This is a genomic window from Exiguobacterium acetylicum, assembly GCF_019890935.1.
Taxonomy (GTDB): domain Bacteria; phylum Bacillota; class Bacilli; order Exiguobacteriales; family Exiguobacteriaceae; genus Exiguobacterium_A; species Exiguobacterium_A abrahamii.
Genome location: NZ_CP082333.1, coordinates 485966 through 512956 on the forward strand (window position 1 = coordinate 485966; position 26991 = coordinate 512956).

Here is a 26991-nt window from a genome sequence, read left to right on the forward strand (position 1 = left end):
GGCACGTGCCCCGTCTACATCTTAGGATCATGGGGGACGAAAGCGATGCAACCACTTTATGAAGGAAAAGCAAAACGATTGTACACGACGCAGGAGCAGGATGTGCTCCGGATCGTCTATAAAGACGAGGCCACGGCATTCAACGGCGAGAAAAAAGAAGTCTTTGCTGGAAAAGGCGAATTAAACAACCGATTGACGAGTCATTTCTTTGAAATCCTCGAACAAGCGGGCATTCCGACACATTTTATTGAACGTGTCTCGGAGCGCGAACAGCTCGTACGTCGTGTCACCATCATCCCACTCGAAGTCGTCGTCCGAAACGTCGTCGCGGGGAGCTTGAGTAAACGGCTCGGTATCGAAGAAGGTACGGTGCTCGAAACACCAATCGTTGAGTTCTACTATAAAGATGATACGTTAGGCGATCCACTCGTCACCTCATCACACATTAATTTACTGAAGATTGCGACTTCTGAAGAGTTAAAAGAGTTGTCGGACAAAGCGCTTCGCGTAAACGAAGTCTTGCAGCCTTACTTCCGTCAAAACGGAATCACGTTGATTGATTTTAAATTGGAGTACGGCAAGACGGCAGACGGAACGATTCTACTGGCTGATGAGATTTCACCAGATACATGCCGTTTGTGGGATCAGGCGACAGGAGAACATCTCGATAAAGATGTCTTCCGCCGCAATATCGGTTCACTGACAGAGACTTACCAAACACTATTCAATCGCCTAGGAGGAAACACACAATGAAAAAAGTCATCGTATCGATCGCATTACGGGAAAGCATTTTAGATCCACAAGGAGTTGCTGTAAAAGGCGGATTGCAACAGCTTGGTTTTACCGGTGTCGAAAGTGTCCGAATCGGAAAACAGATTGAACTGCTCGTTGAGACGGAAACGACAGAAGCGATGATTCATGAGATGTGTCAAAAATTACTCGTCAACACGGTGATGGAAGATTACCAAATTACGATCGAAGAGGTGACGCCAGCATGAAGTTCGCGGTCATCGTCTTTCCGGGATCGAACTGTGATTTAGATATGTACCATGCGGTCAAAGATGCGCTCGGAGAAGAAGCGGAATACGTCTTCCATACCGAAACATCACTTGAAGGCTACGACGGCGTCCTACTGCCGGGCGGATTCTCCTACGGAGATTACCTTCGTTGCGGCGCGATCGCGCGCTTCTCACCGATCATGGAAGAAGTCAAACGTTTTGCGGCAGAAGGGAAAACGGTCCTCGGGGTATGTAACGGATTTCAGATCCTTGTCGAAGCGGGACTCTTACCAGGTGTCTTGCACCGCAACAACGGCTTGAAGTTCATGTGCCGGACGGTTGAACTAAAGGTTGAGAATACAAAGACACGTTTTACATCGGATTACCTGCCAGGCGAGACGATCTCGATTCCGATCGCGCATGGTGAAGGAAACTACTACTGCGACGATGCGACTTACGCGATGCTGCAAACGAACGGACAAATCGCCTTCACGTATGTCGATAATCCGAACGGCTCACGCGGTGATATCGCCGGGATCACGAACAAAGCCGGCAACGTTCTCGGGATGATGCCACACCCGGAACGAGCGGTCGAGTTATTGACTGGCGGAACAGATGGACTAAAACTCTTTACTTCACTCGTCAAACAGGGGGCACACCATGCTAAAACAACAGTCTGAACCAACACCAGAATTGATTCAAGAGCAACGCGTCTATGCCACGATGGGCTTGAGTGATACGGAATACCAGATGGTCGTCGATTTACTTGGACGCCAACCGAACTATACGGAAACAGGATTGTTCTCGGTCATGTGGTCCGAGCATTGTTCATACAAGACATCTAAACCCGTCCTCCGTCAATTCCCGACGACTGGACCACGTGTTTTACAAGGACCAGGGGAAGGGGCAGGTGTCGTTGATATCGGGGATGAGCAGGCAGTCGTCTTTAAGATCGAAAGCCACAATCATCCATCCGCTGTTGAACCGTACCAAGGGGCTGCGACAGGCGTCGGCGGAATCATTCGTGACATCTTCTCGATGGGCGCACGACCAGTTGCACTTATGAACTCGCTCCGCTTCGGGCATCTCGGTACACCACGTGTCAATCAACTGTTCGAACAAGTCGTCGCCGGGATCGCCGGTTACGGCAACTGTGTCGGGATCCCAACGATCGGTGGCGAAATCGGATTTGATCGCTCATATGAAGGCAATCCGCTTGTCAACGCGATGTGTATCGGTTTGATCAACCATGCCGATATTCAAAAAGGTCAGGCAAAAGGTGTCGGCAACTCGGTCATGTACGTCGGTGCAGCTACTGGACGCGACGGGATCCATGGTGCGACGTTTGCCTCGGAGGATCTCGGAGAGGATACGGAAGCAAAACGTCCGGCTGTTCAAGTCGGTGATCCATTCATGGAGAAGCTATTGATTGAAGCGTGTCTTGAAATCGTCGGGCACCCGGCACTCGTCGGAATGCAGGACATGGGTGCTGCCGGACTGACATCGTCTTCAGCAGAGATGGCTTCAAAAGCCGGTATGGGCATCGAGATGCACCTCGATGACGTCCCGCAACGAGAGACAGGGATGACTGCTTACGAAATGATGCTCTCGGAATCACAAGAGCGGATGTTACTTGTCGTCAAGCGTGGTCGCGAAGCAGAGATCGAAGCAATCGTCAGCAAATGGGGACTCCATGCCGTTCACGTCGGAGAAGTCATTGAAGAGAAAGTCTTACGGTTGATTCATCACGGAGATATCGTGGCAGAAGTTCCGGTTGATGCGTTAGCAGAAGAAGCACCAGTCTACGAAAAACCATCCCGCGTTCCTGCGTATTATGAAGAATTCCAAGCGATGGAAGAGACACTTCCAGTCGTCGAAGATGTCGTTGAGACATGGCGGGCGTTACTCCGTCAGCCGACGATCGCTTCAAAACGCTGGGTCTACGATCAGTACGATCATATGGTCCAGACATCGACCGTCGTTGCACCAGGATCAGACGCAGCCGTCATTCGTGTCCGCGGCACGAACAAAGCGCTCGCGATGACGACCGACTGTAACAGCCGTTTCGTCTACTTGGATCCATATGTCGGTGGACAGATTGCGGTTGCAGAAGCAGCACGTAATATCGTCGCGAGTGGGGCGACACCACTCGCCATCACGGATTGTCTGAACTTCGGAAATCCGGATAAACCAGAAGGCTTCTGGCAGTTGCAGCAAGCAACAGCCGGTATGGCCGAAGCATGTCGCGTCCTTGAGACACCTGTCATCGGTGGAAACGTCTCACTCTACAACGAGTCAGCCGGTCAAGCGGTTCACCCGACACCGGTCGTCGGAATGGTTGGCTTACACGAGCAAACCGAATGGATCACGACGCAACACGTCAAACAAGCTGGTGACCAGATCTATCTATTAGGAGAAACAACAGCCGAGTTTGGTGGTAGTGAGCTTCAATATATGCAATTTGGTAAATCATTCGGTCGCGCACCACAGATTGATTTAGCCGTCGAACACGCACGCTTACAATTGTTACAGCAGGCAGTACAAGCAGGTGAAGTCAATGCGATGCATGATGTATCAGAAGGTGGTCTCGCAATCGCTCTCGCTGAGATGACGTTTGGGACGAACCTCGGGTTGACGGTTCAGTTTGACGGACCAACGTTACACCTGTTCAGCGAATCGCAATCACGCTTCATCGTCACTGTGCCACAAGCGCACGTCACAGCATTCGAACAACGGACTGGTGCTCAAGCGATCGGTGTCGTTACGAACGATGAGCTTCTCGTCATCGAAACGGCAGAGACACGGATCGAAGCAGACCGTTCGACCTTACAGGGAGACTGGGAAGGAGCAATCGCGTGTTATATGACATCAAAGGACTAAATGAGGAGTGTGGCGTCTTCGGGATCTTCGGACAACCGAATGCAGCGCAACTCGCCTATTACGGCTTGCACAGTTTGCAACACCGGGGACAGGAAGGGGCAGGCATCGTCACGAGTGACGGTGACGACCTCTTCCCGCACCGCGGGCAAGGACTCGTAACGGAAGTCTTTTCGGAAGAGACACTGACGAATCTGAAAGGACATCATGCAATCGGACATGTCCGGTATTCGACAGCAGGAGGAAACACGCTTGAGAATACTCAACCGCTTCATTTCAAATCGCGGACGGGAGATCTTGCTCTCGCGCATAACGGGAACCTCGTCAACGCCGATTCACTGAAGCATCTATTAGAAGCAGAAGGTGCCATCTTTCAGACGACGAGCGATACGGAAGTCGTCGCCCATCTCGTCAAACGCAGTAAGCTCGACACACTCGAAGACCGGATTGCCGACAGTCTCGCGCGTCTTGTCGGGGCGTTCGCTTTTCTTTTCTTAACGGAAGATACGTTATTCGTAGCGGTCGATCCACACGGACTGCGTCCACTGTCACTCGGGAAGACACCGGACGGCGGCATCGTATTTGCGTCAGAGACATGTGCCTTTGATATCGTCGGTGCGGAGTTCATTCGTGATATCGAGCCAGGGGAGCTCGTAACGATCACAGAACACGGCATGTCGTCTCGTCAATACATGGAACCACGTGAACGGGCGATGTGTTCGATGGAATACATCTACTTCTCACGTCCGGATTCAATCATTGATGGCGTCAACGTCCATACGGCTCGCAAAGCACTTGGGAAAAAGATGTATGAAGAAGCACCGGTCGAAGCAGACGTCGTTACCGGAGTGCCGGATTCAAGTATTTCGGCAGCGATCGGTTACGCGGAAGCGAGTGGAATTCCATATGAAATGGGATTGATCAAGAATCGGTATGTCGGACGAACGTTCATCCAGCCGTCACAGGAGTTACGGGAACGTGGGGTCAAAATGAAGTTGTCCGCGCTACGCGGCGTCGTACAAGGAAAGCGTGTCATCATGGTCGATGATTCAATCGTCCGGGGAACGACGAGTCGTCGCATCGTCGGTTTGTTACGTGAAGCGGGTGCGACGGAGGTGCACGTCCGCATCACGGCACCACCGATCACGAATCCATGTTATTACGGGATTGATACTTCGTCGAAGGAAGAACTGATCTCTGCTCGGTTGATGCCGGAAGAAATCCGTCAGGAAATCGGTGCGGATTCACTTGAATTCTTGACTGTACCGGGCATGGTCGATGCGATCGATCGCCCGTTCGATGGACCGTTAAAAGGACAATGTACCGCTTGCTTCACAGGAGAGTATCCGACACCGCTCGGTTCGCTCGAGTTAGAAGCTAAACTTTGATAGATGGGGGAAGAACATGAGCAAACATTACGAAGCAGCAGGTGTGAGTCTGACAGCAGGATATGAGTCAGTCACGCGAATGAAAAAACACGTCGCCCGTTCGATGCGTAAAGAAGTATTGACGGGACTCGGTAGCTTTGGTGCGATGTTCGACCTCAGCCAATTGCAGTTGAAAGAACCGGTTCTTGTCAGTGGGACAGATGGTGTCGGTACGAAACTCAAGCTCGCTTTCGCACTGGAACAACACGATACGATCGGAATCGACTGTGTCGCGATGTGTGTGAACGATATCATCGTCCAAGGCGCGGAACCACTTTATTTCCTTGATTATATCGCGCTCGGTCAGGCGATTCCTGCGAAGATCGAACGGATCGTCGCAGGTGTCGCAGAAGGTTGCGTCCAGGCGGGATGTACGTTAATCGGCGGCGAAACAGCGGAAATGCCAGGGATGTATGCGGACGGCGAATATGATATCGCCGGGTTCGCCGTCGGTGCCGTCGAGAAACAAAAATTGATCACAGGTGATAACGTCGCAGCTGGAGATGTCATTCTCGGTCTCGCTTCGTCCGGCGTCCATTCGAACGGGTTCTCACTCGTCCGTAAAATCGTCGCTGACAGCGGTCTCCGCTACGAAGATGAAGTCATGATGCTCGGTCATACGCTCGGAAATGCGCTTCTCATGCCAACACGTATCTACGTCGAAGCGGTCAAAGCAGCCCTTGAGACGGAAAAGATTCAAGCGATGGTCCATATTACGGGTGGTGGTTTCTACGAGAACGTACCACGCGTCTTACCAGAAGGTCTTGGCGCATCGTTCGACCCGAAAAAGTGGCCGACTTTACCAGTCTTCGACTGGCTCGAGCAAGCGGGTGATTTGCCACGACATGATATGTATAATGTCTTCAATATGGGCATTGGTTTCATGTTGATCGTCAAACCGGAAGATGTCGCGGAAGTGACAGCACGCCTCGCTCGTGAAAATGAGACGGCGTACGTGATTGGTCAGGTGACCGATCAAGAAGGTGTCCGGATTCAAGGAGTCGACGCATGAGGATCGCCTGTTTTGCATCAGGAAGCGGTAGTAATGTCGAAGCACTTTTTGAAGCAATCGAGGCAGGAACGTTACATGCCTCGATCGAACTGATCGTCTGCGATCAACCGGACGCAGCAGTCATTGAACGGGCGAAACGACGTGGATGCGACGTCTTCGTCTTTCGGGCGAAGGACTATCCGAATAAACCGAGTTTTGAGCGGGAGATCATTGCCCGTCTTGAAGCGAAAGGCGTCGAACGGATCATTCTCGCCGGCTACATGCGATTGATTGGGGAAGAGTTGCTCGGACGATACGCAGGGCGGATCGTCAACATCCACCCGTCACTACTTCCGGCCTTCCCGGGAAAAGATGCGATCGGACAAGCATTTCGTGGCGGAGTTAAAATCACAGGTGTTACAATTCATATAGTCGATGAAGGAATGGACACAGGACCAATCATGGCTCAAGAAGCCGTCCGGATTACAGAAGAGATGACGCGTGAAACATTGCAACAAGCGATTCAGCGTGTCGAACATAGACTGTATCCGCAAGTCATCGAAGAGTGGATGAAAGAGGAGGCAAACGTATGAGAGCGTTAATTAGTGTGTCGGATAAAACAGGAATCGTCGAATTAGGACGAGCGTTTCATGAAGCAGGGATCGAGCTCGTCTCGACAGGCGGAACACATCAAGCGTTAGAGGAAGCTGGGCTTCCGGTCATTGGTATCAGTGAAGTCACACAATTCCCAGAAATGCTCGATGGACGTGTCAAGACGCTCCATCCAATGGTTCATGGTGGATTACTCGGTCGTCGTGACCTTGAATCCCATCGTGAGCAGATGGCGGCGCAACAGATTCAACCGATCGATTTCGTCGTCGTCAATCTGTATCCGTTCAAGCAGACAGTCTTACAAGAAGACGTCGCCTATGCCGATGCGATCGAAAACATCGATATCGGTGGACCAAGCATGTTGCGTTCAGCAGCGAAAAATCACGCAGCTGTCACGGTCGTCGTCGATCCATCCGATTACGAAACGGTCGTTGCCGAGGTTCGTGAAGGTGGAACGACGTTTGAGACACGCCAACGTCTTGCGGCGAAAGCCTTCCGGCATACAGCGGCGTACGATGCGTTGATCGCGGATTATTTCTTGACGCAAACAGGCGAGAAGTTCCCGGATCAGTTGACGATCACGCTTGAGAAAGTCCAGAATCTCCGTTACGGAGAAAATCCACACCAAGAAGCAGCCTTCTATAAAACACCGATTTATCGTGGAGCTTCCCTCGCTTCAGCGAAACAGTTACACGGTAAAGAGTTGTCGTATAACAACATTCAAGATGCGAACGCCGCACTTGAAATTCTTGATGAGTTCCGCGAAGCAGCAGCCGTCGTCGTCAAACACATGAACCCATGTGGTGTTGCCGTCGGTCCAACGATCGGAGAGGCATTCCGCCGCGCTCATGCAGCCGATCCAGTGTCGATCTTCGGTGGCATCGTCGCCTTGAACCGTGAAGTTGACTTAGAGACAGCAGAACAGTTAAGCGGCATCTTCCTTGAGATCATCATCGCCCCGTCCTTCACGGAAGAAGCATTCGCCTTGTTGTCAGCGAAAAAGAACATCCGTCTGCTTGAACTCGACGTCAAACGTGTCCAAGCGATCCGTTATACGGCAGTCGCTGGCGGCATGCTCGTCCAAGACAGTGACGATGAGACGCTTGATGATGCAGCAGCACGTGTCGTGACAGACCGCAAACCGACAGCAGCGGAATGGGAGGACTTGAAACTCGCATGGCGCGCCGTCAAACACGTCAAGTCGAATGCGATCGTTCTCGCGAAGGACGAAGTGACGGTCGGTGTTGGTGCAGGACAGATGAACCGTGTTGGTTCAGCGAACATCGCGATTACGCAAGCTGGAGAAAAAGCAGTTGGCGCGTCCCTTGCTTCTGATGCTTTCTTCCCAATGGGGGACACAGTCGAAGCTGCAGCAGCAGCTGGTATTACAGCAATCATCCAACCAGGCGGCTCGATTCGCGACCAAGAGTCGATCGATGCGTGTAACAAACACGGCATCACGATGGTCTTTACGAACGTTCGACATTTCAAACACTAAGCGGAGGCGATTTGAATGAAGGTATTGGTGATTGGTAAAGGAGGGCGTGAACACGCGCTCGTCTGGAAGCTGGCACAGGATGAACGGATCGAGACAGTGTATGCTGCGCCCGGAAATGCCGGGATGACACAAGCCACATGTGTTCCGATCGCCGAAGATGCCATCGATGAACTCGTGGCGTTCGCACAAGACGAACAGATCGATTGGACGATCGTCGGACCAGAAGGACCACTTGTTCTCGGAGTCGTTAACGCTTTTCAGGCAGCGGGACTGCAAATCTTCGGACCAACACGGGAAGCGGCAGCGATCGAAGGAAGTAAGCAATTCGCGAAAGAATTGATGGAGCGTGCTGGTATTCCGACCGCTGCTCACGCCGTCTTTACTTCAGCAGCAGACGCAGAGGCGTATGTTCGCAAAGCGGGTGCACCGATCGTCATCAAAGCCGACGGACTTGCTGCCGGAAAAGGAGTCACGGTCGCAGAAACCGTGGACCAAGCACTTGTTGCAATCCACGATACGTTTGCCGGGGAATACGGTCAACAAAGCCGCGTCGTCATCGAAGAATGCCTGATCGGGGAAGAATGTTCGTTGATGGCATTCGTGCACGAAGAGACCGTCATCCCGATGGTATTGTCGCAAGATCATAAACGAGCGTTTGACGGTGACTTAGGTCCGAACACAGGAGGCATGGGCGCGTATTCTCCGCTTCCTCAGTGGGACGAAGCAGCGTTGACGACAGAAGCTGTTGATCGCATCATTCAGCCGCTCGTCGATCAGATGGCAAGCGAAGGGATTCCGTTCACCGGCTTCCTCTATGCCGGTCTGATGCTGACGAAACAAGGACCATTCGTCATCGAGTTCAATGCTCGGTTCGGTGATCCGGAAACAGAAGTCATTCTTCCGCGCTTAGAGACGCCGTTGCTGGATGTCATCATGCCGTTGATGGAAGGACAGACACCAGAAGTCGTTTGGACGGATCAAGCAGCTGTCGGTGTCGTCGTCGCAGCAGAGGGATATCCGGAAGCGCCAAAAACGGGACAAGCGATTCCACTTGATCAGATCGGGAACGGTCTTCTCGTCTTTCATGCCGGCACGGCAGAACGAGACGATCAACTTGTCTCAGCTGGTGGACGTGTCCTCGTGTGTGTCAGCCGTGCCGAGACGATCGAGCAGGCTGTCGAACAGGTCTATGCAAACTTACCAGACGTGACGGATCAGCCATTCTTTTACCGAACTGATATCGCTCAAAAAGCCTTTCGTGCCTCGCATGAATCATGATATCTGAACCAGACGTGCTCGAAGGAGTCGCGTCTGGTTTTTTGTTTCTTGGCGAAGTGCACGAAAAGATTTGTCTTCCATGGCGAATTTGTGTTATTTTGACCAAATGAATCCGGAACGGGGCAAAACTTCTTGAAACTTACTTAGCAACATTTTAGTATAAGAACTATAAGAAAGCGTTTTCAATAAAACAAAGGAGGTCGAGCTTTCGTGAAAAAAAATTGTGGAAGATCCCCTTGGACGAAATCTGAAGTACGAACACACCAAGCGGTCATCAGCGGAAAGCTTGCACCGACACTTGTCATACAGAATGCCACTTACCTGAATCATGGTGTCAAAGCATGGCGGACGGCGAACATCTGGATCAGTGGCGACCGGATCGTCTATGTCGGTCCAGAAATGCCGGAACAAGCTGATGCGTATCATGATGCGACAGGTCAATATATTGTACCCGGGTACATTGAACCCCATGCCCATCCGTTCCAACTTTACAATCCAGCGAGTCTTGCAAAATTCGCAGCAGAGCGGGGAACATCGACGCTCGTCAACGACAACATGTTGTTATTATTAGAGCCGACGGAGCAAGCGTTTGCTCAAGTTGAGGCGCTAGCAGACTTACCGACCTCAATGTACTGGTGGGCACGACTCGACGCACAAACCGAGCTTGATGCCGACAGTATCTCGATCGATAATCGCCGGATTCAAGCGTGGCTCAAGCATCCACAAGTCATCCAAGCAGGTGAGTTGACGGGATGGCCACGTCTCTCGCAAGGGGACGATGAATTGCTCCATTGGATGCAGGATGCGATCAAACTCGGAAAACCGATCGAAGGTCATTTCCCTGGTGCTTCAGCGAAGACGCTGACGAAGATGGCGCTGTATGGCGTGACGAGCGATCACGAAGCGATGACGGTCGAAGAAGCGATGACACGTCTTGAACTTGGCTACACGACGACGATTCGTTATTCATCGATTCGTCCAGATCTACCGGATATCTTTAAAGGTCTCGTCGAAGCAGGGTTGACGCAGTTCGATAAGGTGCTCGTGACGACAGATGGTTCAACGCCGTCCTTTTATAAGGCAGGCATGATGGATGAGACGATCCGATTGATGCTTGAGGCAGGCATCCCGGTCGAAGAAGCGTACCGGATCGCGTCGTACAATGCAGCGCGTCATTTTAATCTCGATCATCTACTCGGGAGTATCGCACCAGGACGAATCGCGCATCTCAATTTCCTTGAGGCAAAAGATGCACCGACACCTGTCGCCGTGCTTGCGCGCGGCACATGGGTCCGTCAAGCAGACATCCCATGTTACCCGGCAGAAGCGCTCGATGCAGTCTATGCGCTCATGCCACGTTCGGAAGTCCAGGTTTCGTTAACGGAACAGGATTTCTCGTTCAGCATGCCGGTTGGTCTTGAGATGGTCAATTCCGTCATCATGAAGCTCTATCAAGTTGAACACGATACAAGTGTGCCTGTGCTACCGGCAGGATGTGATGAATCCTTCCTGATGTTACTCGATCGGGAAGGGAAGTGGCGACTAAATACCGTTCTGAAAAACTTTGCGACACAAGTCGGAGGTCTCGTCAGTTCGTACTCGATCAGTGGTGATATCTTGATGATCGGTAAATCGAAACGAGACATGCAAGTCGCGTTTGATCGCATGAAAGCGTTCGGTGGCGGAATCGTTCTCGTCGAGGACGGAGAAGTCATCGCTGAAGTTCCGTTGACCTTGATGGGGCAGACGTCCGACTTGCCACTCGAAGATTTGATCGTTCAGGAAACCGCTCTACGGGAAGCGTTGTTCGAACGCGGTTATGCGTTTGAAGATCCTGTCTATACGTTGCTATTCCTAGCGTCCACTCACTTACCATATGTGCGGATCACACCGCAGGGAATATACGAAGTCCTTCGGAAAAAAGTCCTTTTCCCAGCGATTTTGCGATGACGCTTGAATTTTAAAACGTCGCGCTTTAAACTATTAAAGAGCAATTGAATGGGAAAGGGAGTCACAAGATGCAACTCGATAAATTGCGTGGAAAAGAATTGGATCAGTTATTTACAGCCATCATGAAGATGGATTCATTAGAAGATTGTTATACGTTGTTCGAAGACTTAGCAACCGTCAACGAAATCCAGGCGCTCGCCCAACGTCTTGAAGTCGCACGTCAATTACGTGAAGGCAATACGTATCACAAAATCGAAAAGGCGACCGGTGCTTCAACAGCAACGATCTCGCGTGTCAAACGTTGCTTGAACTACGGTTCGGGCGGTTATGATCTGGCGCTTGCCCGCCTAGGTCTTATCGAGCAAGAAGTAGCGGATAACTAATGTTATCCGCTACTTCTATGAAGGGGGGCGTGTCACATTGGATTTTGCGTTACAACAAAGAATTCAACATTTTATTCGAAAGCTGACGCCCATCCAGTCGCTCGTCATCATCTACTTCGTTGCAGTCATCATCGGGATCATTCTGCTCGGTCTACCGTGGTCGACGAAAGGAAATTACGACTGGGACTTCACGGACCTCGTCTTCATGGCGGTTAGTTGTGTCAGTGTCACGGGTTTGACGACGGTCTCAGTCTCGGAAACGTTCACGACGTTCGGCTACTTCATGATCATGATTTTAGTGCAAGTCAGCGGAATTGGTTTGATGTCGCTTCATATCGCGATGTGGGTCATTCTCGGAAAACGAATCGGCTTTCGGGAACGTCAACTTGTCGTCCGAGATCAGAACCAGACGACGATGCAAGGGGTCGTCAAATACATTCGCGAAGTCATCTTGATCATCGTTTCGATTGAATTGATCGGGGCATTGATTCTCGGGCTGTACTATACGAAGTATTTTCCGACACTCGGAGAAGCGATGCTTCAAGGACTGTTCGGATCGGTCAGTGCGACGACGAATGCCGGTTTTGATATCACGGGTGAATCGTTACTACCATTTCGGGGTGATTTATTCGTCGTGTTCATGCAAATTTTGTTGCTGACGCTTGGCGCAATCGGGTTTCCGGTACTCGTTGAAGTCCGGCGCTACATCTCGTACCGGGCGACACGCCAAGCGACACGTCAACCGTACCATTTTTCACTCTTTACGAAATTGACGGCGTCAACGTTCTTCATTCTCGTCCTATTCGGAACGGTAGCATTGCTGCTATTTGAATGGAATGAGTCTTTTAAAGGTTTACCGATCGATGAGAAGCTCGTCGACGCCTTGTTCCAATCCGTCACGACCCGAAACGGGGGATTGACGACGGTCGACATCACGTCCTTCTCGCAGGCATCGATTTTCGTCTTGTCGCTCTTGATGTTCATCGGAGCGTCACCGTCTTCCGTTGGTGGGGGGATTCGAACGACGACGTTCGCCGTCGCTGTCTTGAGTGTCATCGCCTTCATCCGAGGTGAATACGGCATCAAAATCTTCGGTCGTGAGATTGGTCAGTCAGACATCTGGAAAGCCTTCGTCGTCATCGTCGTCTCGACTGGTGTGACGATGGTCGGATTAATTGTCTTATTGCTTGTCGAAGATGCCCCGTTCCTCGTGCTGTTTTTTGAAGCCTGTTCAGCGTTCGGAACGACCGGTCTATCGCTCGGCATCACGGATCAATTATCGGATATCGGAAAATGGACGTTGTCTGTGCTGATGTTCATCGGTCGAATCGGTGTCATCTCATTCGTTCTTCTCCTGAAAGCGAACCAACCGAAACGTAACTACAACTATCCGAAGGAATCCGTCATCATCGGATAAGGAGGCTCTTTTATGAAACGTGCCTTTTGGATCAACTTCGCCTATATCTTTGCTGTTCCTGTCTTACCGTTTTTGGCGCTCGTCAATGGGCGAGCACTCTGTTCACCGGATTCACCGTTACTGGACGTTCCGGTACTCGGCTTCTTTTTGGCAGAACCGTGGGCGTTCGTGCCGGTATATGCGGTCTTTGCGTTGTTACTGGCGTCACTCTTGACGAAACGACGGACACACGTCTAACCATCTCGCCCTGCGCGAGATGGTTTTTTGTTTTATACTGAATGTGGAATGAGAAAGAGAGGATGGGACGAACCGTGTTATTACCTTTTAATGAATGGCGACATGTCTTTAAACTAGATCCAGCAAAACCAATCGATGATGCTAGCCTGCAGGCGATTGCGACGTCCGGAACGGATGCGATTCTTGTCGGTGGAACGGATGACATCACACTCGATGCGACGCTTGATCTCTTGATGCGTTTGCGCCGGTATCCAGTCGCAGTGGCACTCGAGATTTCTGAACTCGAAGCCGCAACGATGGGATTTGATACGTATTTGACACCGACGGTCCTGAATGCGGGTACATTAGAGTACGTCGTCGAAAAACAAGTCGAGGCGTTAGAACAAGTCGGTCATATGCTGGCGCACGCTGATCTTGTCGGGGAAGGGTATATCGTCCTGAATCCTGATGCGAAGGTCGCGCGTGTGACACAAGCAAAACCGCTAACATTGGATGAGACCGTCGCTTATGCGCAGTTAGCGGATAGCGTCTTCCGTCTACCGGTCGTATATCTCGAATACAGCGGCGTTTACGGAGAACCGGAACGAGTCGCAGCCGTTCGCGATGTCTTGAAACAGGCACGCCTGTTTTACGGTGGAGGAATCGACTCCGAAGAGCGAGCGCGTGAGATGTTGCAGTATGCGGATACGATCGTCGTCGGGAACGTCATTTATGAGGATTTAAAAGCAGCGCTTGCGACTGTCGCAGCGACACGATAAAATATAGGAACAAAAGTTCGGAATATAAGAAATGAGGCTATTGATATGTTTAATTTGAGTGAACAGCTCGTCAGTGGACTAAACCCTGAGCAAGCAAGAGCAGTCAAGCATACGGAAGGTCCACTGCTGATCATGGCAGGAGCCGGTTCCGGGAAGACACGCGTCCTGACACATCGGGTCGCTTATTTGATGGCGGCTAAACAAGTCGCACCGTGGAACATCCTTGCGATTACGTTCACGAACAAGGCGGCGCGGGAAATGCGAGACCGGATCGGTCGTTTGGTCGGTGGTGTCGCGAACGATATTTGGGTTTCGACCTTCCACTCGATGTGCGTCCGGATGTTACGTCGCGACATCGATCAGCTTGGATACGATCGCAACTTCACGATTCTTGATTCAAGTGATCAGCAATCAGCGATTAAGCTCGTCTTAAAGGAACAAAACTTGGACCCGAAAAAATGGGATCCACGTTCGATGCTGACGATCATCTCGTCGCAGAAAAATGAATTACGCAGTGCTGAATTTTACGCCTCGATCGTGACGAGTCCGTATGAGAAGACCGTTGCTGAAATCTATAAAGGATATGAAGCGGTCTTACGCCGGAACAACGCGCTCGACTTTGATGATTTGATCGGAAAAACGACGGAATTGTTCAAGAAGAGTCCGGATGTTCTTGCTTACTATCAGAAGAAATTCCGTTACATCCATGTCGATGAGTATCAAGATACGAACAAAGCCCAGTATGATCTCGTCAACCTGTTAGCATCGGGACATCAGAATCTCTGTGTCGTCGGGGACTCGGATCAGTCGATCTATCGCTGGCGTGGTGCCGACATCGCGAACATCCTCTCGTTCGAAGAGGACTATCCGAATGCAGCTGTCATCTTACTCGAGCAAAACTACCGTTCTTCGAAACGAATCTTGGAGGCGGCTAACCATGTCATCCAAAATAACTCGACACGCAAAGACAAGAAACTTTGGACGGATAATGATGAAGGCGAGAAGCTGATCGTCCATACGGCAGAGAATGAACGGGAAGAAGCCTTTTATATCGTCCAAGAGATTCGGAACTCGCTTCGTTACGGGATGAAACTGAGTGATATCGCGATTCTGTACCGGACGAATGCACAATCGCGTGCGATCGAGGAAACACTTCTGAAATCGAACGTTCCGTACAAAATGATTGGCGGCACGAAGTTCTACGATCGTAAAGAGATCAAGGACGTTCTCGCTTATCTCCGTTTGATTTCGAATCCGGATGAAGACCTGTCCTTCGCGCGGATCGTCAACGAACCAAAACGTGGCATCGGCGCAACGACGATTGATAAGCTGCGTGATTTCGCCGACTTACAGGGTGTGTCATTGATGGAAGCGATTCGCGATATCGAATTGTCGAGTATCGCACCGAAGACGGCAGCGAAGCTGACGGATTTCCGGACGATGATTCTTGGACTCAGTCAAATGCAAGAATTCATCAGCCTGTCGGAACTGGTCGAAGAAGTACTCGAGAAATCAGGCTACCGCCAAGTACTGAAGGAAGATAAGACGCTAGAAGCACAAAGTCGTCTCGAGAACATTAACGAGTTCATCACCGTTGCGCAAAACTTTGAGAAGGAAACGGCGAAAGCCGATCCAGAAGATCGGACGATCATCGCCTTCTTGACTGATTTGACACTCGTCGCCGATGTCGATTCACTCGACGAGACGGATCCGGAAGAACAAGTTACATTGATGACGCTCCACTCGGCAAAAGGACTCGAGTTCCCTGTCGTCTTCTTGATTGGGATGGAGGAAGGATTGTTCCCACATAGCCGCTCGCTTCAGGATGAAGACGAGATGGAGGAAGAACGTCGCCTCGCGTATGTCGGGATCACACGTGCTGAGAAACGCCTTTACTTGTCACATGCGCGGATGCGTTCTCTGTACGGACGGACAAATGCGAACCAAGAATCACGGTTCCTAGCGGAGCTGCCGGAAGTCGTCATCGAGCGGACAGGTAAAAAAGCGAAGCCACTTCCATGGGAAGACCGCCCTGTTCCGCAAGGCAAAGCCGTCATCGGTCGCTCGATCAGCAAACCGACAGCAATGAAGACGTCAGGTGCGGAAACGCTCGGTTGGTCGGTCGGAGATAAGGCAGAGCACGGGAAATGGGGACTCGGTACAGTCGTCCAGACTCGTGGTGAAGGGGATAATCTTGAAATTGATATCGCATTCCCAGCAGTCGGAATCAAACGATTACTCGCGAAATTCGCACCGATTAAAAAGGTATGACGGGAGGTCCACAGATGGACGCAAGCCAGCGTATAGATGAGATTCGTCAAACATTGAACCGATACAGCTACGAATACTACGTACTGGATCAACCAACGGTACCGGATGCGACGTACGATCAATTGCTTCGTGAACTGACGGAGTTAGAAACAGAGCATCCAGAACTGATCACACCGGATTCGCCGACGCAACGCGTCGGCGCGGCACCGCTCGAAGCGTTCGAGAAGGTGACGCATGATCTACCGATGCTGTCGCTCGGAAACGTCTTTGATGAGACAGAAATTCGCGAATGGGTCGCTCGGATTGAGCGGTCGCTCGGACGTTCGACGACGTATGTCGCCGAACTGAAATTCGATGGACTTGCGATTTCGCTGAAATACGAAGACGGCCGATTCGTTCGTGGGGCAACGCGTGGCGATGGAACCGTCGGCGAAAACATCACGCAGAACCTACGGACAATCAAAGCGTTACCGCTTCGTTTGCAGGCAGAAGAGACGGTCGAAGTCCGTGGTGAGGCTTACATGCCGAAGCAATCGTTCGAACGCTTGAATGAAGACCGGGCAAGTCGGGAAGAGACATTGTTCGCGAATCCGCGTAATGCGGCCGCAGGTAGTCTGCGTCAGCTGGATTCGTCGATTACAGCGTCGCGCAATCTGTCGTTATTCGTGTATGGTGTTGGCGTCAATACGTTGACGGCTCGTTCACATAGCGAAGCGATGGCACAACTCGCTTCACTCGGGTTACCGACCAATCAACATATGCAGACGTGTGAGACGGTGGAAGAGATTCTTGCCTACATCGCGCACTGGACAGAAGCACGCGCGAGCCTGCCATATGAGATTGACGGAATCGTCTTGAAAGTCGATCGATACGATGATCAGGAAGAGCTCGGCTTCACAGCAAAAAGTCCCCGCTTCGCGACAGCCTATAAGTTTGCGGCGGAAGAAGTCATGACGACGGTTGAAGACGTTGATTTCAGTGTCGGTCGGACCGGGAAAGTCACACCTCGCGCCCGTTTTGCACCGGTCGTCGTCGCAGGATCGACGGTGACGTATGCGACACTGCACAACGCTGACTTCATCGCTGAAAAAGATATCCGCCTTCAGGACTCGGTCATCATTAAAAAAGCGGGCGATGTCATCCCGGCAGTCGTACAAGTCGTTACAGCAGAACGGACAGGGGAAGAGACACCGATCGTCTTCCCAACGCATTGTCCGGCCTGTCAATCGGAACTTGTCCGTCTCGAAGGTGAAGTCGACATCCGCTGTGTCAGTCCGGAATGTCCAGCGCAATTGATGGAAGGTATCATTCACTTCGTTTCGCGTCAGGCGATGAACATCGATGGTCTCGGTGAAAAAGTCGTCCGTCAATTGTATGATCATGAAGCAATCCGGACGATTGCCGATTTATATCGACTCGATCGTGAGGAATTATTGACGTTTGATCGAATGGGTGAGACGTCCGTCGATAAATTACTTGCGGCAATCGAAGCTTCGAAACAGAACTCGGTTGAGCGTCTCTTGTTTGGTCTCGGAATCCGACTCGTCGGTCAAAAAGCGGCGTATCTTCTAGCGGAACGTTTTGATTCGTTAGCAGGGATAGCAGCAGCAAGCTACGAGGAGATTGTCGCAATCGATGGCATCGGTGGAAAAATCGCGGATTCGATCGTGAAGTACTTCGAACATCCGGAAGCACAGGCATTGATTCGTGATTTGGAACAACTGGGCGTCAATCAACGTTTCCTTGGGGAACGGGTTGATCAGACGAATGCACCACTCGGTGGCAAAACGATTGTCTTGACGGGAACGCTCGAGAGCTTAAAACGGTCAGAGGCTGGTAAACGACTCGAAGCACTCGGGGCCGATGTGACAGGAAGCGTCAGTAAAAAGACGGACGTACTCGTCGCAGGGGAAAAGGCAGGCTCTAAGCTGACGAAGGCAGAATCGCTTGGTATCGAAATTTGGGATGAAGCGCGTCTGTTAGAAGAACTTGCTAAACACGAAGCGTGAGCAGAATGAATGAGAACGATCAAATAAAAAGGAAGGCGGAATTCCGCCTTCCTTTTTTCGTGTTCATCCTTGTCACGAAGCAATCGTTTCGCTCCGAATCAAAGTACCTTGTTTGATGAGACGATTCGTTGCCGTTTCTGGTGGATCACAGGTGATTAATGTGATGGTTGGGGAAGCGACGGATTGATCGAGGACGGACAATGTCGTCGGTGTGACAAGACGACTGGATGTGATGCGGTACGTATACCGATGTGTTTTTGTCGTGACGACGACGGTATCGCCTTTTTTGACGTCAGGCAGACGATTGAAATGAAGCCCTTCCGTGAAACTTCGGTGTCCGGCGAGCGCATAATTGCCTTTTCCGGGTGATCCGGTTTCTGGAATATGACCGATACTACGGTCTAAGACCGCTGTCGTCGAGCCTTCTAAGATGACTTGCTCGAAATCTATGCTTGGAATCGAGAGTAGTCCAACACCTGATTTTGCGAGCGGTTGTTGCGTCTCTTTTGCATCGACGGTCTTTAGACTTTTTGTCCATTGTTCTTTTAAATTGGCTGCCTCTTGTTCACGCTGATAGTCACTGATGAAGGGCCAAGCAATAAGGGCGATGCCTGCCAATAAAAAAAGCAGACCGATGAATTTACGACGTGTCATGAGAAAAAGTCCTTTCGGATACGCTAAGGCGCATCATCTTTTTTGAAAATCAGGGAAAAACTTGTCCTTCCCCGATGGAAAACGATTCTGTTATGATAAAGAGAACGATTTAAAAAACATGGGGTGCAAATAGAGATGAACTATAAAACAGCAGTAGCGTTGACGTTATCGAGCACGTTATTTTTAGGTGCTTGTTCGTTCGACCTTTCGCCAAGTAGCGATACAAAAGAAGTCATTACTGAAAGTGAACAAGGTAAGGAAGTCCAAGCCGTCGTCAGTCCAGCCATTGATACGACGGATTCGTACTACCGGACGGTCTTACCGTTTCGTCCAAGCGTCGCACGTGGAATGACACAAAAACGTGTCAGTTCACGTCTTGAGCTTGATGAAATCGAAACGGGTTTAATGCGTCATTCGACACAGTTTTTTGATCCGGAAAAATACTATTACCAAGAAGGTCAGTTACTCGAAGCCGACCAAATCGCGAAATGGTTGTTGCGAAAAGGAAAAGCAGGCGATGGCGTCAGCGATCCTGAAGGTCTGAACCCAGCCTATACGTCTGGTAAGTCGTATAAAGAAAAAAACCAAAAGTCACCTATGATTCTATCGCATATCTTAGAGCAAGACTACATGCTTGAAGAAGATAAGAAACTCGAACTCGGTGGGACGTCGATTGCGCTTGTCTTAAATAGTGAGTATGTGTTCCAAGATGAAAACTATGGACCGACCTATACCGTTAAACTTGATGAAAAAAAAGTCGTTGCTGAAGGAAAGCGGATGGCAAACGAGTTAGTCAAGAAGATGCGTAAGACACAAGGGATGAAGACGACACCGATTCACGTCGCTCTCTACCTCCAGGAAAAAGAAGGATCACCGGTTTCCGGTCACTATCTCTCGTCTGCCTTCATCGGTCGCGGGAATCAAATCAGTGCGAACGACTGGAAAAACTACAATGAGCGCTATTACTACTACCCGTCAGCACGCGCGACGAATGATGTGCGGGATGATGCGGCGAAGTTCGATTTATTTAAAGACCGTCTAGAAGACTACTTCCCGAACTACACCGGTATGATAGGGGAAGGCTTCTATCAAGAAGACGAACTGAAAAAGCTCGAGATGAAGATTCCCGTTCAATTTTACGGAAAAGCAGAACTCGTCGCATTCGTTCAGTACGTGACGTATCTGCTTGAGAATCGTTGGGAGTATAATCGAAACATTCCAACGACGATCACTGTGACGAACTTGAACGGGGATACGGAAGCGATGCTGTTCCTCGATCCGGATACAAAGAAACCGATCGTCAAGATTCGCTGATTTCTCGATTCACTTTATGAAGTGACATTCCTCCAATGGACGGAATGTCGCTTTTTTTGTAGAACGGACGCTGGAAGAGAGAAGCATATGAATCAGAAAGGAAGGGTATGGAAGAAGAATGGTATTTTGTTTCACTTTCCCATTTTTTAGATTTACGAAAGCCAGTAGGAGAGAGCATAATGAAAGAAGAACAGTTCTACACACAGGAACGACGCGGTAAGTGATGAATCGTTAGTTCTTTTAAAAAGAAGAGGATAAAGGGGAGATTTAGATGAAAGGCGGTATCTATTCACAAATCGGTGCAGTTCGAGAGGAACTACCATCGTCCTCACGAAAAGTCGCAGACTATGTCTTGACGCATATGAACCAAATTGCGCGCATGACGATCCACCAACTTGCAGAGGAATCAGATACAAGTGCCGCTGCAGTCGTCCGCTTTTGCCGTGCGCTTGGATTAAAGGGGTACCCGGAGTTGCGGATGCGTATCTCTGCCGATACAGCACGGACGGATTTAAAAGGGTATCACGATATCGAAAAGGATGAACGTCCTGTCGACTTGATTGAAAAAACGCTTAGTAACAGCATTCAAGCGTTACAGGATACTGCGAAGCAGTTGAATGATGAACGGATTGCGGATGCGATTGATGTGATTGATCAGGCACGCGCGATTTATTTTTACGGGATTGGAGCATCGCATGTCGTAGCTGAAGACGCTGCTCAAAAATGGACGCGTGTTGGGAAACTAGCGATTCAAGAAACGGATCAGCATCTACTTGCGACGATCTTAGCAAATGCACGTAAAGAAGATGTCTTCTTTGCGATTTCCTACAGCGGAGAAACGGAAGAGGTCCTCGAGTTGATCCGTTTGGCGAAAATCCAAGGACTAAAGGTCATCAGTCTGACACGTTTCGGGGACAATCGAATCAGTCAACTCGCGGATATCGCGCTTTGGACATCACGCGCACCAGAAGCGCCGCTTCGTAGTGCAGCGCTCAGTTCGCGTCTCGCCCAACTATTTGCGATCGATGTCTTGTTCTTATCGTATGCTGCGGGACATTATGAAGACACACTCGAACGTCTCCAATACACGCGAGAAAGCGTTAAGACACTGCATCAAAAGAAATAAGGGGGATACATATATGCCAGAACGAACTGCCGGACTAGATGCGTTGTATCCAGAAATGGTCGAGCGCCGTCGCTATTTACATCAGCACCCAGAGTTGTCGTTTCACGAAGTCGAGACCCCGCGTTATATCGCGCAACAGTTAAAAACGCTCGGAATCGAAGTCAAGACGGAGGTCGGTGGACGTGGTGTCGTCGGGTATATTCGTGGAGGAAAGCCGGGGAAGACCGTCGCGTTGCGTGCCGACTTCGATGCCTTACCGATTGCTGACGCTAAAGAGGTCGCGTATCGGTCGACGGTTCCAGGTGTGATGCATGCATGCGGTCACGATGGTCATACGGCGACGTTGCTGGCCGTCGCAGAAACGCTCATGCAGCAACGGGAATCGTTACCGGGGAACGTCGTCTTGATTCATCAACATGCGGAAGAAGTCGTTCCGGGCGGTGCACGCGATATGATTGCGGACGGTTGTCTCGAAGGGGTCGATGTCATCTTCGGAACGCATCTTTGGTCAACGATCGATTTAGGACATGTCGGTGTTCGGACCGGTCCGATCATGGCAGCGGCTGATAAGTTCGAGCTGATCTTATATGGAAAAGGCGGACACGGTGCGAAACCACATGAGACGATTGATGCTGTCTTACTCGGGGCAACGATCGTTAAGGAATTACAATCAATCGTCAGTCGTCAACTCAATCCACTGGAGCCGGCAGTCGTGACCGTCGGAACATTACATGCGGGGAATACGTTTAATGTCATCGCGGATCAAGCGACGTTGACAGGAACGGTCCGGACGTTTGATGAAGCGACAGCGGACGATATCATCGAGCGGATGGAGCGAACGATCAAAGGAATCTGTGAGGCGGTCGGAGCAACGTATCACTTTACATACGAAAAAGGCTATCCGGCTGTCATCAACCATGCTGCACCCACCGCATTGATTGAATCTGTCGCACGAGAAGTTCTAGGAGACGCGCGTGTATTTGAGATCGAACCGACGATGGGTGGCGAGGACTTTGCTTATTATCTGCAACACGTACCTGGCGCGTTCTTCTTTACAGGAGCGGGAGATGCTTCGTATCCACCGCATCATCATCCGCAGTTTGATTTTAAGGAGCCGGCGATGCTCGATGCAGCGCGTATTCTAGTCGAAGCGACGTGGCGGTATTTAGAACAAGCGACTGAAGCATGAAAAAAACGCTCGTCTTGACTCCGAAAAGGAATCAGGGCGAGCGATTGTTGTCTTCTTAACCTAAAATTTCTTGAACACGACCGACTTGTCCGTCTTCTAAACGCACTTTGATCCCGTGCGGATGTTGCGGTGATTTCGTGAGAAGGTCTTTAACGATTCCTTCTGTTCGTTTACCTGTTCGTTGATCTTGCTTCAGCACGATGCTGACTTTAAGACCAGGCGTAATATTTTTACGTGTTTTACCATCCATCTGTAGATCCTCCCATCGTTCATTTCCGGTTTGGCTATCAGTATAACATGGTTCAGTCGGTGAAACTTGTTTGTCGCAAGGACGTAAAGTGAAAAGAGAACAGAATGTCAGAAAAAAGTTTGACTATATTTGACCAATTAGAAGACGACTTTTATAATTAAGGTAATGAAGTATAGGAAAAGGAAGTGAATTCGAATGGCAAAAGACTACTACCAAACACTCGGTGTCACAAAGGATGCATCGAATCAAGATATTAAGCGCGCGTACCGCAAATTGGCGAAGCAGTATCACCCAGACGTCAATAAAGAGGCGAGTGCGGACCAGCGTTTCAAGGATATCCAAGAAGCCTTCGATGTGCTTGGAGATGAGGAAAAACGAGCGCAATATGATCGATACGGCAGTAACTTCGACCAGATGGCAGGCGCTGGAGCTGGTGGCGCTGGAGATTACGAAGATCTGTTCCGACAGTTCGGAGGTGGTGGACGGACACGACCTGGACAATCGTTCGGATTTGAAGACATGTTCGGTTCGTTCTTTAGTCAGGAAGAAGTGTCGACCGATGAAGAGCTTGAATTGACGGTACCACTGAGTCATCTTAGTACGAACGAAAAAGTCACGGTGCGTCTTGCGACGGGATCGATCCAGCTGACGCTTCCGAAAGACGTCTATGATGGTAAAAAAGTCCGCTTACGTGGAAAAAGTTCGATGCGAAACCGACAAGGTGTCGCGGGAGATGTTTACGTGACGATTCACTTGAAGGATGACGATCAGTTCCGACGGGTCGACCAAGACGTCATCTCAACCGTCCGTGTTCATCCGACGACGCTTGTGCTCGGAGGCGAAGTCGTTGCGGATACGCTTGAAGGGAAACGAATCAAACTGAAAGTCAAACCGGGCACGAAACCAGGAGCGCGACTCCGGATTCCAAATCGTGGTCTGAGTCAAGCGAATGGTCATCGTGGGGCGTTACTTGTCCAACTCGAAGTCAAGTTACCTGAGATGGACCGTGCCTTTTATGAAGAGTGGGAACGTCAACTTGCAGTGAAGGAGTGATCAAGGATGGATTTTGAACGTTTAACGGATCGGGCACACGAGGGAATCGTCTCTGCCCAAGCGATCGCGAAACAACGTCGTCATAGTGAAATCACAGAATGGCATTTGTTACTTGCCTTACTTGCTCAAGAAGAAGGGATTGCACGAGTCGTCTTTGAAAAGTTGAATCAACGGATTGAGACATTGAATGGAGCGATTGACGAGGCGATTGGTAAACTTCCTGCCTTGTCCCAGGCGACGACGCCTCGGATCGGGGGCTCGTTGCTGAACGTGTTGACGGAAGCAGAGACGGAAGCGCGTCTCATGCAGGATGACTATGTCTCCGTCGAACACTTATTGTTAGCATTGATCAAACAATCAAGTCCAGCAGCACAGTACCTACGTCGTCAAGGCATCACGGAAGAGACACTTCGGGAAGCGATCGTCAGTATGCGAGGCAATCGGAAGGTGACGACGAAAAATCCTGAAGAGACGTTTGATGTGCTGAAAAAATATGGACGTGATCTCGTAGCGGATTTCCGGTCCGGGAAAACAGATCCGGTCATCGGCCGTGATGATGAGATTCGACGTGTCATCCGGATTTTGAGTCGGAAGACAAAAAACAATCCCGTCTTGATTGGAGAACCCGGTGTCGGGAAAACGGCAATCGTTGAAGGACTCGCGCAACGGATCGTCCGAGGGGATGTACCGGAGAGTCTGAAAAACAAGCAGTTGTTCAGTTTAGACATGAGTGCGCTCGTCGCTGGTGCGAAGTACCGGGGTGAGTTCGAAGAACGCCTGCAGGCAGTCTTGAATGAAGTCAAGGAAGCCGAAGGACAGATTCTCTTATTCATCGATGAGCTGCATACGATCGTTGGTGCCGGGAAGACGGACGGCGCAATGGATGCCGGAAACATGCTCAAGCCGATGCTTGCACGAGGAGAATTGCACTGTATCGGTGCGACGACGCTGGATGAGTACCGGAAGTATATCGAAAAGGACCCGGCGCTCGAACGTCGCTTCCAACAAGTCCTCGTCGCGGAACCGGATGTCGAGGATACGATTTCCATTCTGCGTGGATTAAAAGAACGGTTCGAGATTCACCACGGTGTGCGGATTCATGATAATGCGCTCGTCGCGGCGGCGATGTTATCCGATCGATATATCACGGATCGATTTATGCCGGATAAGGCGATCGATCTCGTTGATGAAGCATGTGCGATGATTCGGACCGATATGGAGTCGATGCCAGCTGAACTCGATTCACTCGTTCGTCGGGTCATGCAGCTCGAAATCGAGGAAGCGGCATTAAAGAAAGAGACGGATGAAGCATCTCGAAAACGACTTGCCGTCTTACAGCAAGAGCTCAGCTCTGTCCGGGAAGACGAGAGTGCGCTGCGGACGCGATGGGAACGGGAAAAAGAGAGTTCGCAAAGTGTCCAGCAGTTACGTGCGGATCTTGAGAAGGCGAAACTGGCGTTACAAGAAGCGGAAGGACGCTATGATTTGAACCGAGCATCGGAAATCAAGTACGGTCAAATTCCGGATCTTGAGGCACGTCTGAAAGTCGCGGAAGAGTCATCTGAACACGTCTCACACGAACTCGTTCGAGAAGCGGTGACGGAAGAAGAGATATCCGACATCGTTTCGAAATGGACTGGCATTCCGGTGACGCGGCTTGCGCAGGGCGAACGCGAAAAATTACTTTATCTTGAAGATACGCTTCATGAGCGCGTCTTCGGTCAAGACGAAGCGGTTCGTCTCGTCGCGGACGCTGTCATTCGAGCGCGCGCGGGCATCAAGGATCCGAACCGCCCGATTGGCTCGTTCTTGTTCCTCGGTCCGACAGGGGTCGGGAAGACAGAACTCGCCAAAGCCTTGGCGGCGGCGATGTTCGATAGTGAAGATCACATCGTCCGCATCGATATGTCGGAGTATATGGAAAAACACAATGTCTCCCGTCTCGTCGGTGCGCCTCCGGGATACGTTGGTTATGAAGAAGGCGGTCAATTGACGGAAGCCGTCCGACGGAGCCCGTATTCGGTGCTGTTGTTCGATGAGATCGAAAAAGCGCACGGGGACGTCTTCAATATCTTGCTTCAGTTGCTCGACGATGGTCGATTGACGGATGCGCAAGGACGCGTCGTCGACTTCAAGAACACGATCGTCATCATGACGTCAAACATCGGGGCGCCGATCCTGCTTGAAGCAGCAAAAGATGGTGTCATCGATGCAGCGGAAGAAGAAGCCGTTCGCCAAGAACTGAAGCGCCACTTCCGACCGGAGTTCTTGAACCGGATCGATGATACGATTTTATTCCATCCACTCCACCGGACGGAAATCGAACGAATCATCGACAAAGCGGTCGAGAAAATGAGTTCACGTTTATCTGGACGTGGCATTACGATTGATGTTACGGATGCTGCGAAGACGTTGATTTTCGAAGAAGCCTTCGAACCACAATACGGCGCACGTCCAATCAATCGTTATATGCAACGAACGATTGAGACGAAACTTGCCCGTGCCTTGATCAGTGGGGCGATACAAGATGGTGCCCGGATTGCGATTGACGTAGAAGACGGCGAACTAATCGTCCACGGATGAAGCAGATGCTAGAAAAAGGAGTCGACTCGGCTGAAACGAGTCGACTCCTTTTAGCGTTTACGGAAGAACCATATCCGTATCCGTCAAATGCGTGATAAGCTAGAAAAAAAAGAGAA

General features: G+C 50.5%; 23 protein-coding genes. 21 read left to right on the forward strand and 2 right to left on the reverse strand.

The genetic code is table 11. The features are described 5' to 3' along the window. Positions 1–45 precede the first annotated feature (45 nt). From purC to ligA, 16 genes are all read left to right on the forward strand, one after another. A complete protein-coding gene (gene purC / locus K7G97_RS02580; RefSeq protein WP_223041307.1) occupies positions 46–753 on the forward strand; it encodes a phosphoribosylaminoimidazolesuccinocarboxamide synthase in 708 nt (235 codons plus the stop codon). Next, entirely contained in the window at positions 750–998 is a 249-nt protein-coding gene (gene purS, locus K7G97_RS02585) for a phosphoribosylformylglycinamidine synthase subunit PurS (RefSeq protein WP_023467069.1), read from the forward strand. Before purC ends, purS begins: the two co-directional genes overlap by 4 nt. Then, positions 995–1678 (forward strand): phosphoribosylformylglycinamidine synthase subunit PurQ, encoded by a 684-nt coding sequence (gene purQ / locus K7G97_RS02590; RefSeq protein WP_050678983.1) that lies wholly within the window; start codon positions 995–997, stop codon positions 1676–1678. The genes purS and purQ overlap by 4 nt, the downstream gene beginning before the upstream one ends. Beyond that, positions 1659–3878, forward strand: coding sequence for a phosphoribosylformylglycinamidine synthase subunit PurL (purL, locus tag K7G97_RS02595; RefSeq protein ID WP_023467071.1), 2220 nt, complete (start codon positions 1659–1661; stop codon positions 3876–3878). Before purQ ends, purL begins: the two co-directional genes overlap by 20 nt. Next, positions 3854–5263, forward strand: a complete 1410-nt coding sequence (gene purF, locus K7G97_RS02600; protein WP_035398966.1) for an amidophosphoribosyltransferase — start codon at positions 3854–3856, stop codon at positions 5261–5263. The genes purL and purF overlap by 25 nt, the downstream gene beginning before the upstream one ends. 16 nt (positions 5264–5279) lie before the next feature. Further along, complete coding sequence (gene purM, locus K7G97_RS02605; RefSeq protein WP_029340745.1) at positions 5280–6314, forward strand: phosphoribosylformylglycinamidine cyclo-ligase; 1035 nt, start codon at positions 5280–5282, stop codon at positions 6312–6314. Continuing rightward, positions 6311–6886, forward strand: a complete 576-nt coding sequence (purN, locus tag K7G97_RS02610) for a phosphoribosylglycinamide formyltransferase (RefSeq protein WP_223041308.1) — start codon at positions 6311–6313, stop codon at positions 6884–6886. The genes purM and purN overlap by 4 nt, the downstream gene beginning before the upstream one ends. Further along, positions 6883–8403, forward strand: coding sequence for a bifunctional phosphoribosylaminoimidazolecarboxamide formyltransferase/IMP cyclohydrolase (purH, locus tag K7G97_RS02615; RefSeq protein WP_223041309.1), 1521 nt, complete (start codon positions 6883–6885; stop codon positions 8401–8403). The genes purN and purH overlap by 4 nt, the downstream gene beginning before the upstream one ends. Positions 8404–8418: 15 nt before the next feature. Continuing rightward, on the forward strand, positions 8419–9681 hold the full coding sequence (purD, locus tag K7G97_RS02620) for a phosphoribosylamine--glycine ligase (RefSeq protein ID WP_223041310.1): 1263 nt from the start codon (positions 8419–8421) through the stop codon (positions 9679–9681). Between the two features lie 210 nt (positions 9682–9891). Further along, positions 9892–11631, forward strand: coding sequence for an adenine deaminase C-terminal domain-containing protein (locus tag K7G97_RS02625; protein ID WP_064300875.1), 1740 nt, complete (start codon positions 9892–9894; stop codon positions 11629–11631). Between the two features lie 68 nt (positions 11632–11699). Beyond that, positions 11700–12014 carry a YerC/YecD family TrpR-related protein gene (locus tag K7G97_RS02630; protein WP_023467078.1) on the forward strand — a complete coding sequence of 105 codons (315 nt, stop codon included), beginning with the start codon at positions 11700–11702 and terminating at the stop codon, positions 12012–12014. Between the two features lie 37 nt (positions 12015–12051). Continuing rightward, complete coding sequence (locus tag K7G97_RS02635) at positions 12052–13431, forward strand: TrkH family potassium uptake protein (protein WP_223041311.1); 1380 nt, start codon at positions 12052–12054, stop codon at positions 13429–13431. Between the two features lie 12 nt (positions 13432–13443). Further along, entirely contained in the window at positions 13444–13668 is a 225-nt protein-coding gene (locus K7G97_RS02640; protein ID WP_035398958.1) for a hypothetical protein, read from the forward strand. Positions 13669–13730: 62 nt separating this feature from the next. Further along, positions 13731–14426: a heptaprenylglyceryl phosphate synthase gene (locus tag K7G97_RS02645; protein ID WP_023467081.1), complete on the forward strand. Its 696-nt coding sequence runs from the start codon at positions 13731–13733 to the stop codon at positions 14424–14426. 45 nt (positions 14427–14471) lie between these two features. Continuing rightward, complete coding sequence (gene pcrA, locus K7G97_RS02650) at positions 14472–16697, forward strand: DNA helicase PcrA (RefSeq protein ID WP_035412308.1); 2226 nt, start codon at positions 14472–14474, stop codon at positions 16695–16697. Between the two features lie 14 nt (positions 16698–16711). Next, the gene (gene ligA / locus K7G97_RS02655; RefSeq protein ID WP_058704951.1) at positions 16712–18706 is read left to right on the forward strand and encodes an NAD-dependent DNA ligase LigA; all 1995 of its coding nucleotides are present in this window, start codon (positions 16712–16714) and stop codon (positions 18704–18706) included. 72 nt (positions 18707–18778) lie between these two features. Here ligA and K7G97_RS02660 read toward each other — a convergent pair whose 3' ends face one another. After that, the gene (locus K7G97_RS02660; RefSeq protein ID WP_223041312.1) at positions 18779–19360 is read right to left on the reverse strand and encodes a class D sortase; all 582 of its coding nucleotides are present in this window, start codon (positions 19358–19360) and stop codon (positions 18779–18781) included. A gap of 135 nt (positions 19361–19495) precedes the next feature. On the opposite strand from K7G97_RS02660, the gene K7G97_RS02665 reads away from it, so the two are divergent. The 3 genes from K7G97_RS02665 (at position 19496) to K7G97_RS02675 (ending at position 22989) form a co-directional block, all read left to right on the forward strand. Continuing rightward, complete coding sequence (locus tag K7G97_RS02665; protein ID WP_087682081.1) at positions 19496–20674, forward strand: CamS family sex pheromone protein; 1179 nt, start codon at positions 19496–19498, stop codon at positions 20672–20674. 271 nt (positions 20675–20945) lie between these two features. Further along, on the forward strand, positions 20946–21800 hold the full coding sequence (locus tag K7G97_RS02670) for a MurR/RpiR family transcriptional regulator (protein WP_223041313.1): 855 nt from the start codon (positions 20946–20948) through the stop codon (positions 21798–21800). 13 nt (positions 21801–21813) lie between these two features. Beyond that, positions 21814–22989 (forward strand): M20 metallopeptidase family protein, encoded by a 1176-nt coding sequence (locus K7G97_RS02675; RefSeq protein ID WP_223041314.1) that lies wholly within the window; start codon positions 21814–21816, stop codon positions 22987–22989. Between the two features lie 55 nt (positions 22990–23044). Here the strand turns inward: K7G97_RS02675 and K7G97_RS02680 are convergent, their stop codons facing one another. Continuing rightward, positions 23045–23239 carry a YwbE family protein gene (locus tag K7G97_RS02680; RefSeq protein ID WP_023467094.1) on the reverse strand — a complete coding sequence of 65 codons (195 nt, stop codon included), beginning with the start codon at positions 23237–23239 and terminating at the stop codon, positions 23045–23047. 195 nt (positions 23240–23434) lie between these two features. Between K7G97_RS02680 and K7G97_RS02685 the strand changes: the two genes are divergently transcribed. Next, on the forward strand, positions 23435–24292 hold the full coding sequence (locus K7G97_RS02685) for a DnaJ C-terminal domain-containing protein (protein WP_223041315.1): 858 nt from the start codon (positions 23435–23437) through the stop codon (positions 24290–24292). Between the two features lie 6 nt (positions 24293–24298). Further along, entirely contained in the window at positions 24299–26875 is a 2577-nt protein-coding gene (gene clpB / locus K7G97_RS02690) for an ATP-dependent chaperone ClpB (RefSeq protein WP_223041316.1), read from the forward strand. Positions 26876–26991 lie beyond the last annotated feature (116 nt).

Coding starts and splice junctions, on each gene's coding strand:
- purS (WP_023467069.1), top strand. CDS start 750: ATGAAAAAAGTCATCGTATCGATCGCATTACGGGAAAGCATTTTAGAT.
- K7G97_RS02685 (WP_223041315.1), top strand. CDS start 23,435: ATGGCAAAAGACTACTACCAAACACTCGGTGTCACAAAGGATGCATCG.
- purL (WP_023467071.1), top strand. CDS start 1,659: ATGCTAAAACAACAGTCTGAACCAACACCAGAATTGATTCAAGAGCAA.
- purD (WP_223041310.1), top strand. CDS start 8,419: ATGAAGGTATTGGTGATTGGTAAAGGAGGGCGTGAACACGCGCTCGTC.
- K7G97_RS02630 (WP_023467078.1), top strand. CDS start 11,700: ATGCAACTCGATAAATTGCGTGGAAAAGAATTGGATCAGTTATTTACA.
- pcrA (WP_035412308.1), top strand. CDS start 14,472: ATGTTTAATTTGAGTGAACAGCTCGTCAGTGGACTAAACCCTGAGCAA.
- purM (WP_029340745.1), top strand. CDS start 5,280: ATGAGCAAACATTACGAAGCAGCAGGTGTGAGTCTGACAGCAGGATAT.
- K7G97_RS02640 (WP_035398958.1), top strand. CDS start 13,444: ATGAAACGTGCCTTTTGGATCAACTTCGCCTATATCTTTGCTGTTCCT.
- K7G97_RS02680 (WP_023467094.1), bottom strand. CDS start 23,239: ATGGATGGTAAAACACGTAAAAATATTACGCCTGGTCTTAAAGTCAGC.
- K7G97_RS02645 (WP_023467081.1), top strand. CDS start 13,731: ATGGGACGAACCGTGTTATTACCTTTTAATGAATGGCGACATGTCTTT.
- purC (WP_223041307.1), top strand. CDS start 46: ATGCAACCACTTTATGAAGGAAAAGCAAAACGATTGTACACGACGCAG.
- K7G97_RS02675 (WP_223041314.1), top strand. CDS start 21,814: ATGCCAGAACGAACTGCCGGACTAGATGCGTTGTATCCAGAAATGGTC.
- purQ (WP_050678983.1), top strand. CDS start 995: ATGAAGTTCGCGGTCATCGTCTTTCCGGGATCGAACTGTGATTTAGAT.
- purH (WP_223041309.1), top strand. CDS start 6,883: ATGAGAGCGTTAATTAGTGTGTCGGATAAAACAGGAATCGTCGAATTA.
- purN (WP_223041308.1), top strand. CDS start 6,311: ATGAGGATCGCCTGTTTTGCATCAGGAAGCGGTAGTAATGTCGAAGCA.
- ligA (WP_058704951.1), top strand. CDS start 16,712: ATGGACGCAAGCCAGCGTATAGATGAGATTCGTCAAACATTGAACCGA.
- clpB (WP_223041316.1), top strand. CDS start 24,299: ATGGATTTTGAACGTTTAACGGATCGGGCACACGAGGGAATCGTCTCT.
- K7G97_RS02665 (WP_087682081.1), top strand. CDS start 19,496: ATGAACTATAAAACAGCAGTAGCGTTGACGTTATCGAGCACGTTATTT.
- K7G97_RS02660 (WP_223041312.1), bottom strand. CDS start 19,360: ATGACACGTCGTAAATTCATCGGTCTGCTTTTTTTATTGGCAGGCATC.
- K7G97_RS02670 (WP_223041313.1), top strand. CDS start 20,946: ATGAAAGGCGGTATCTATTCACAAATCGGTGCAGTTCGAGAGGAACTA.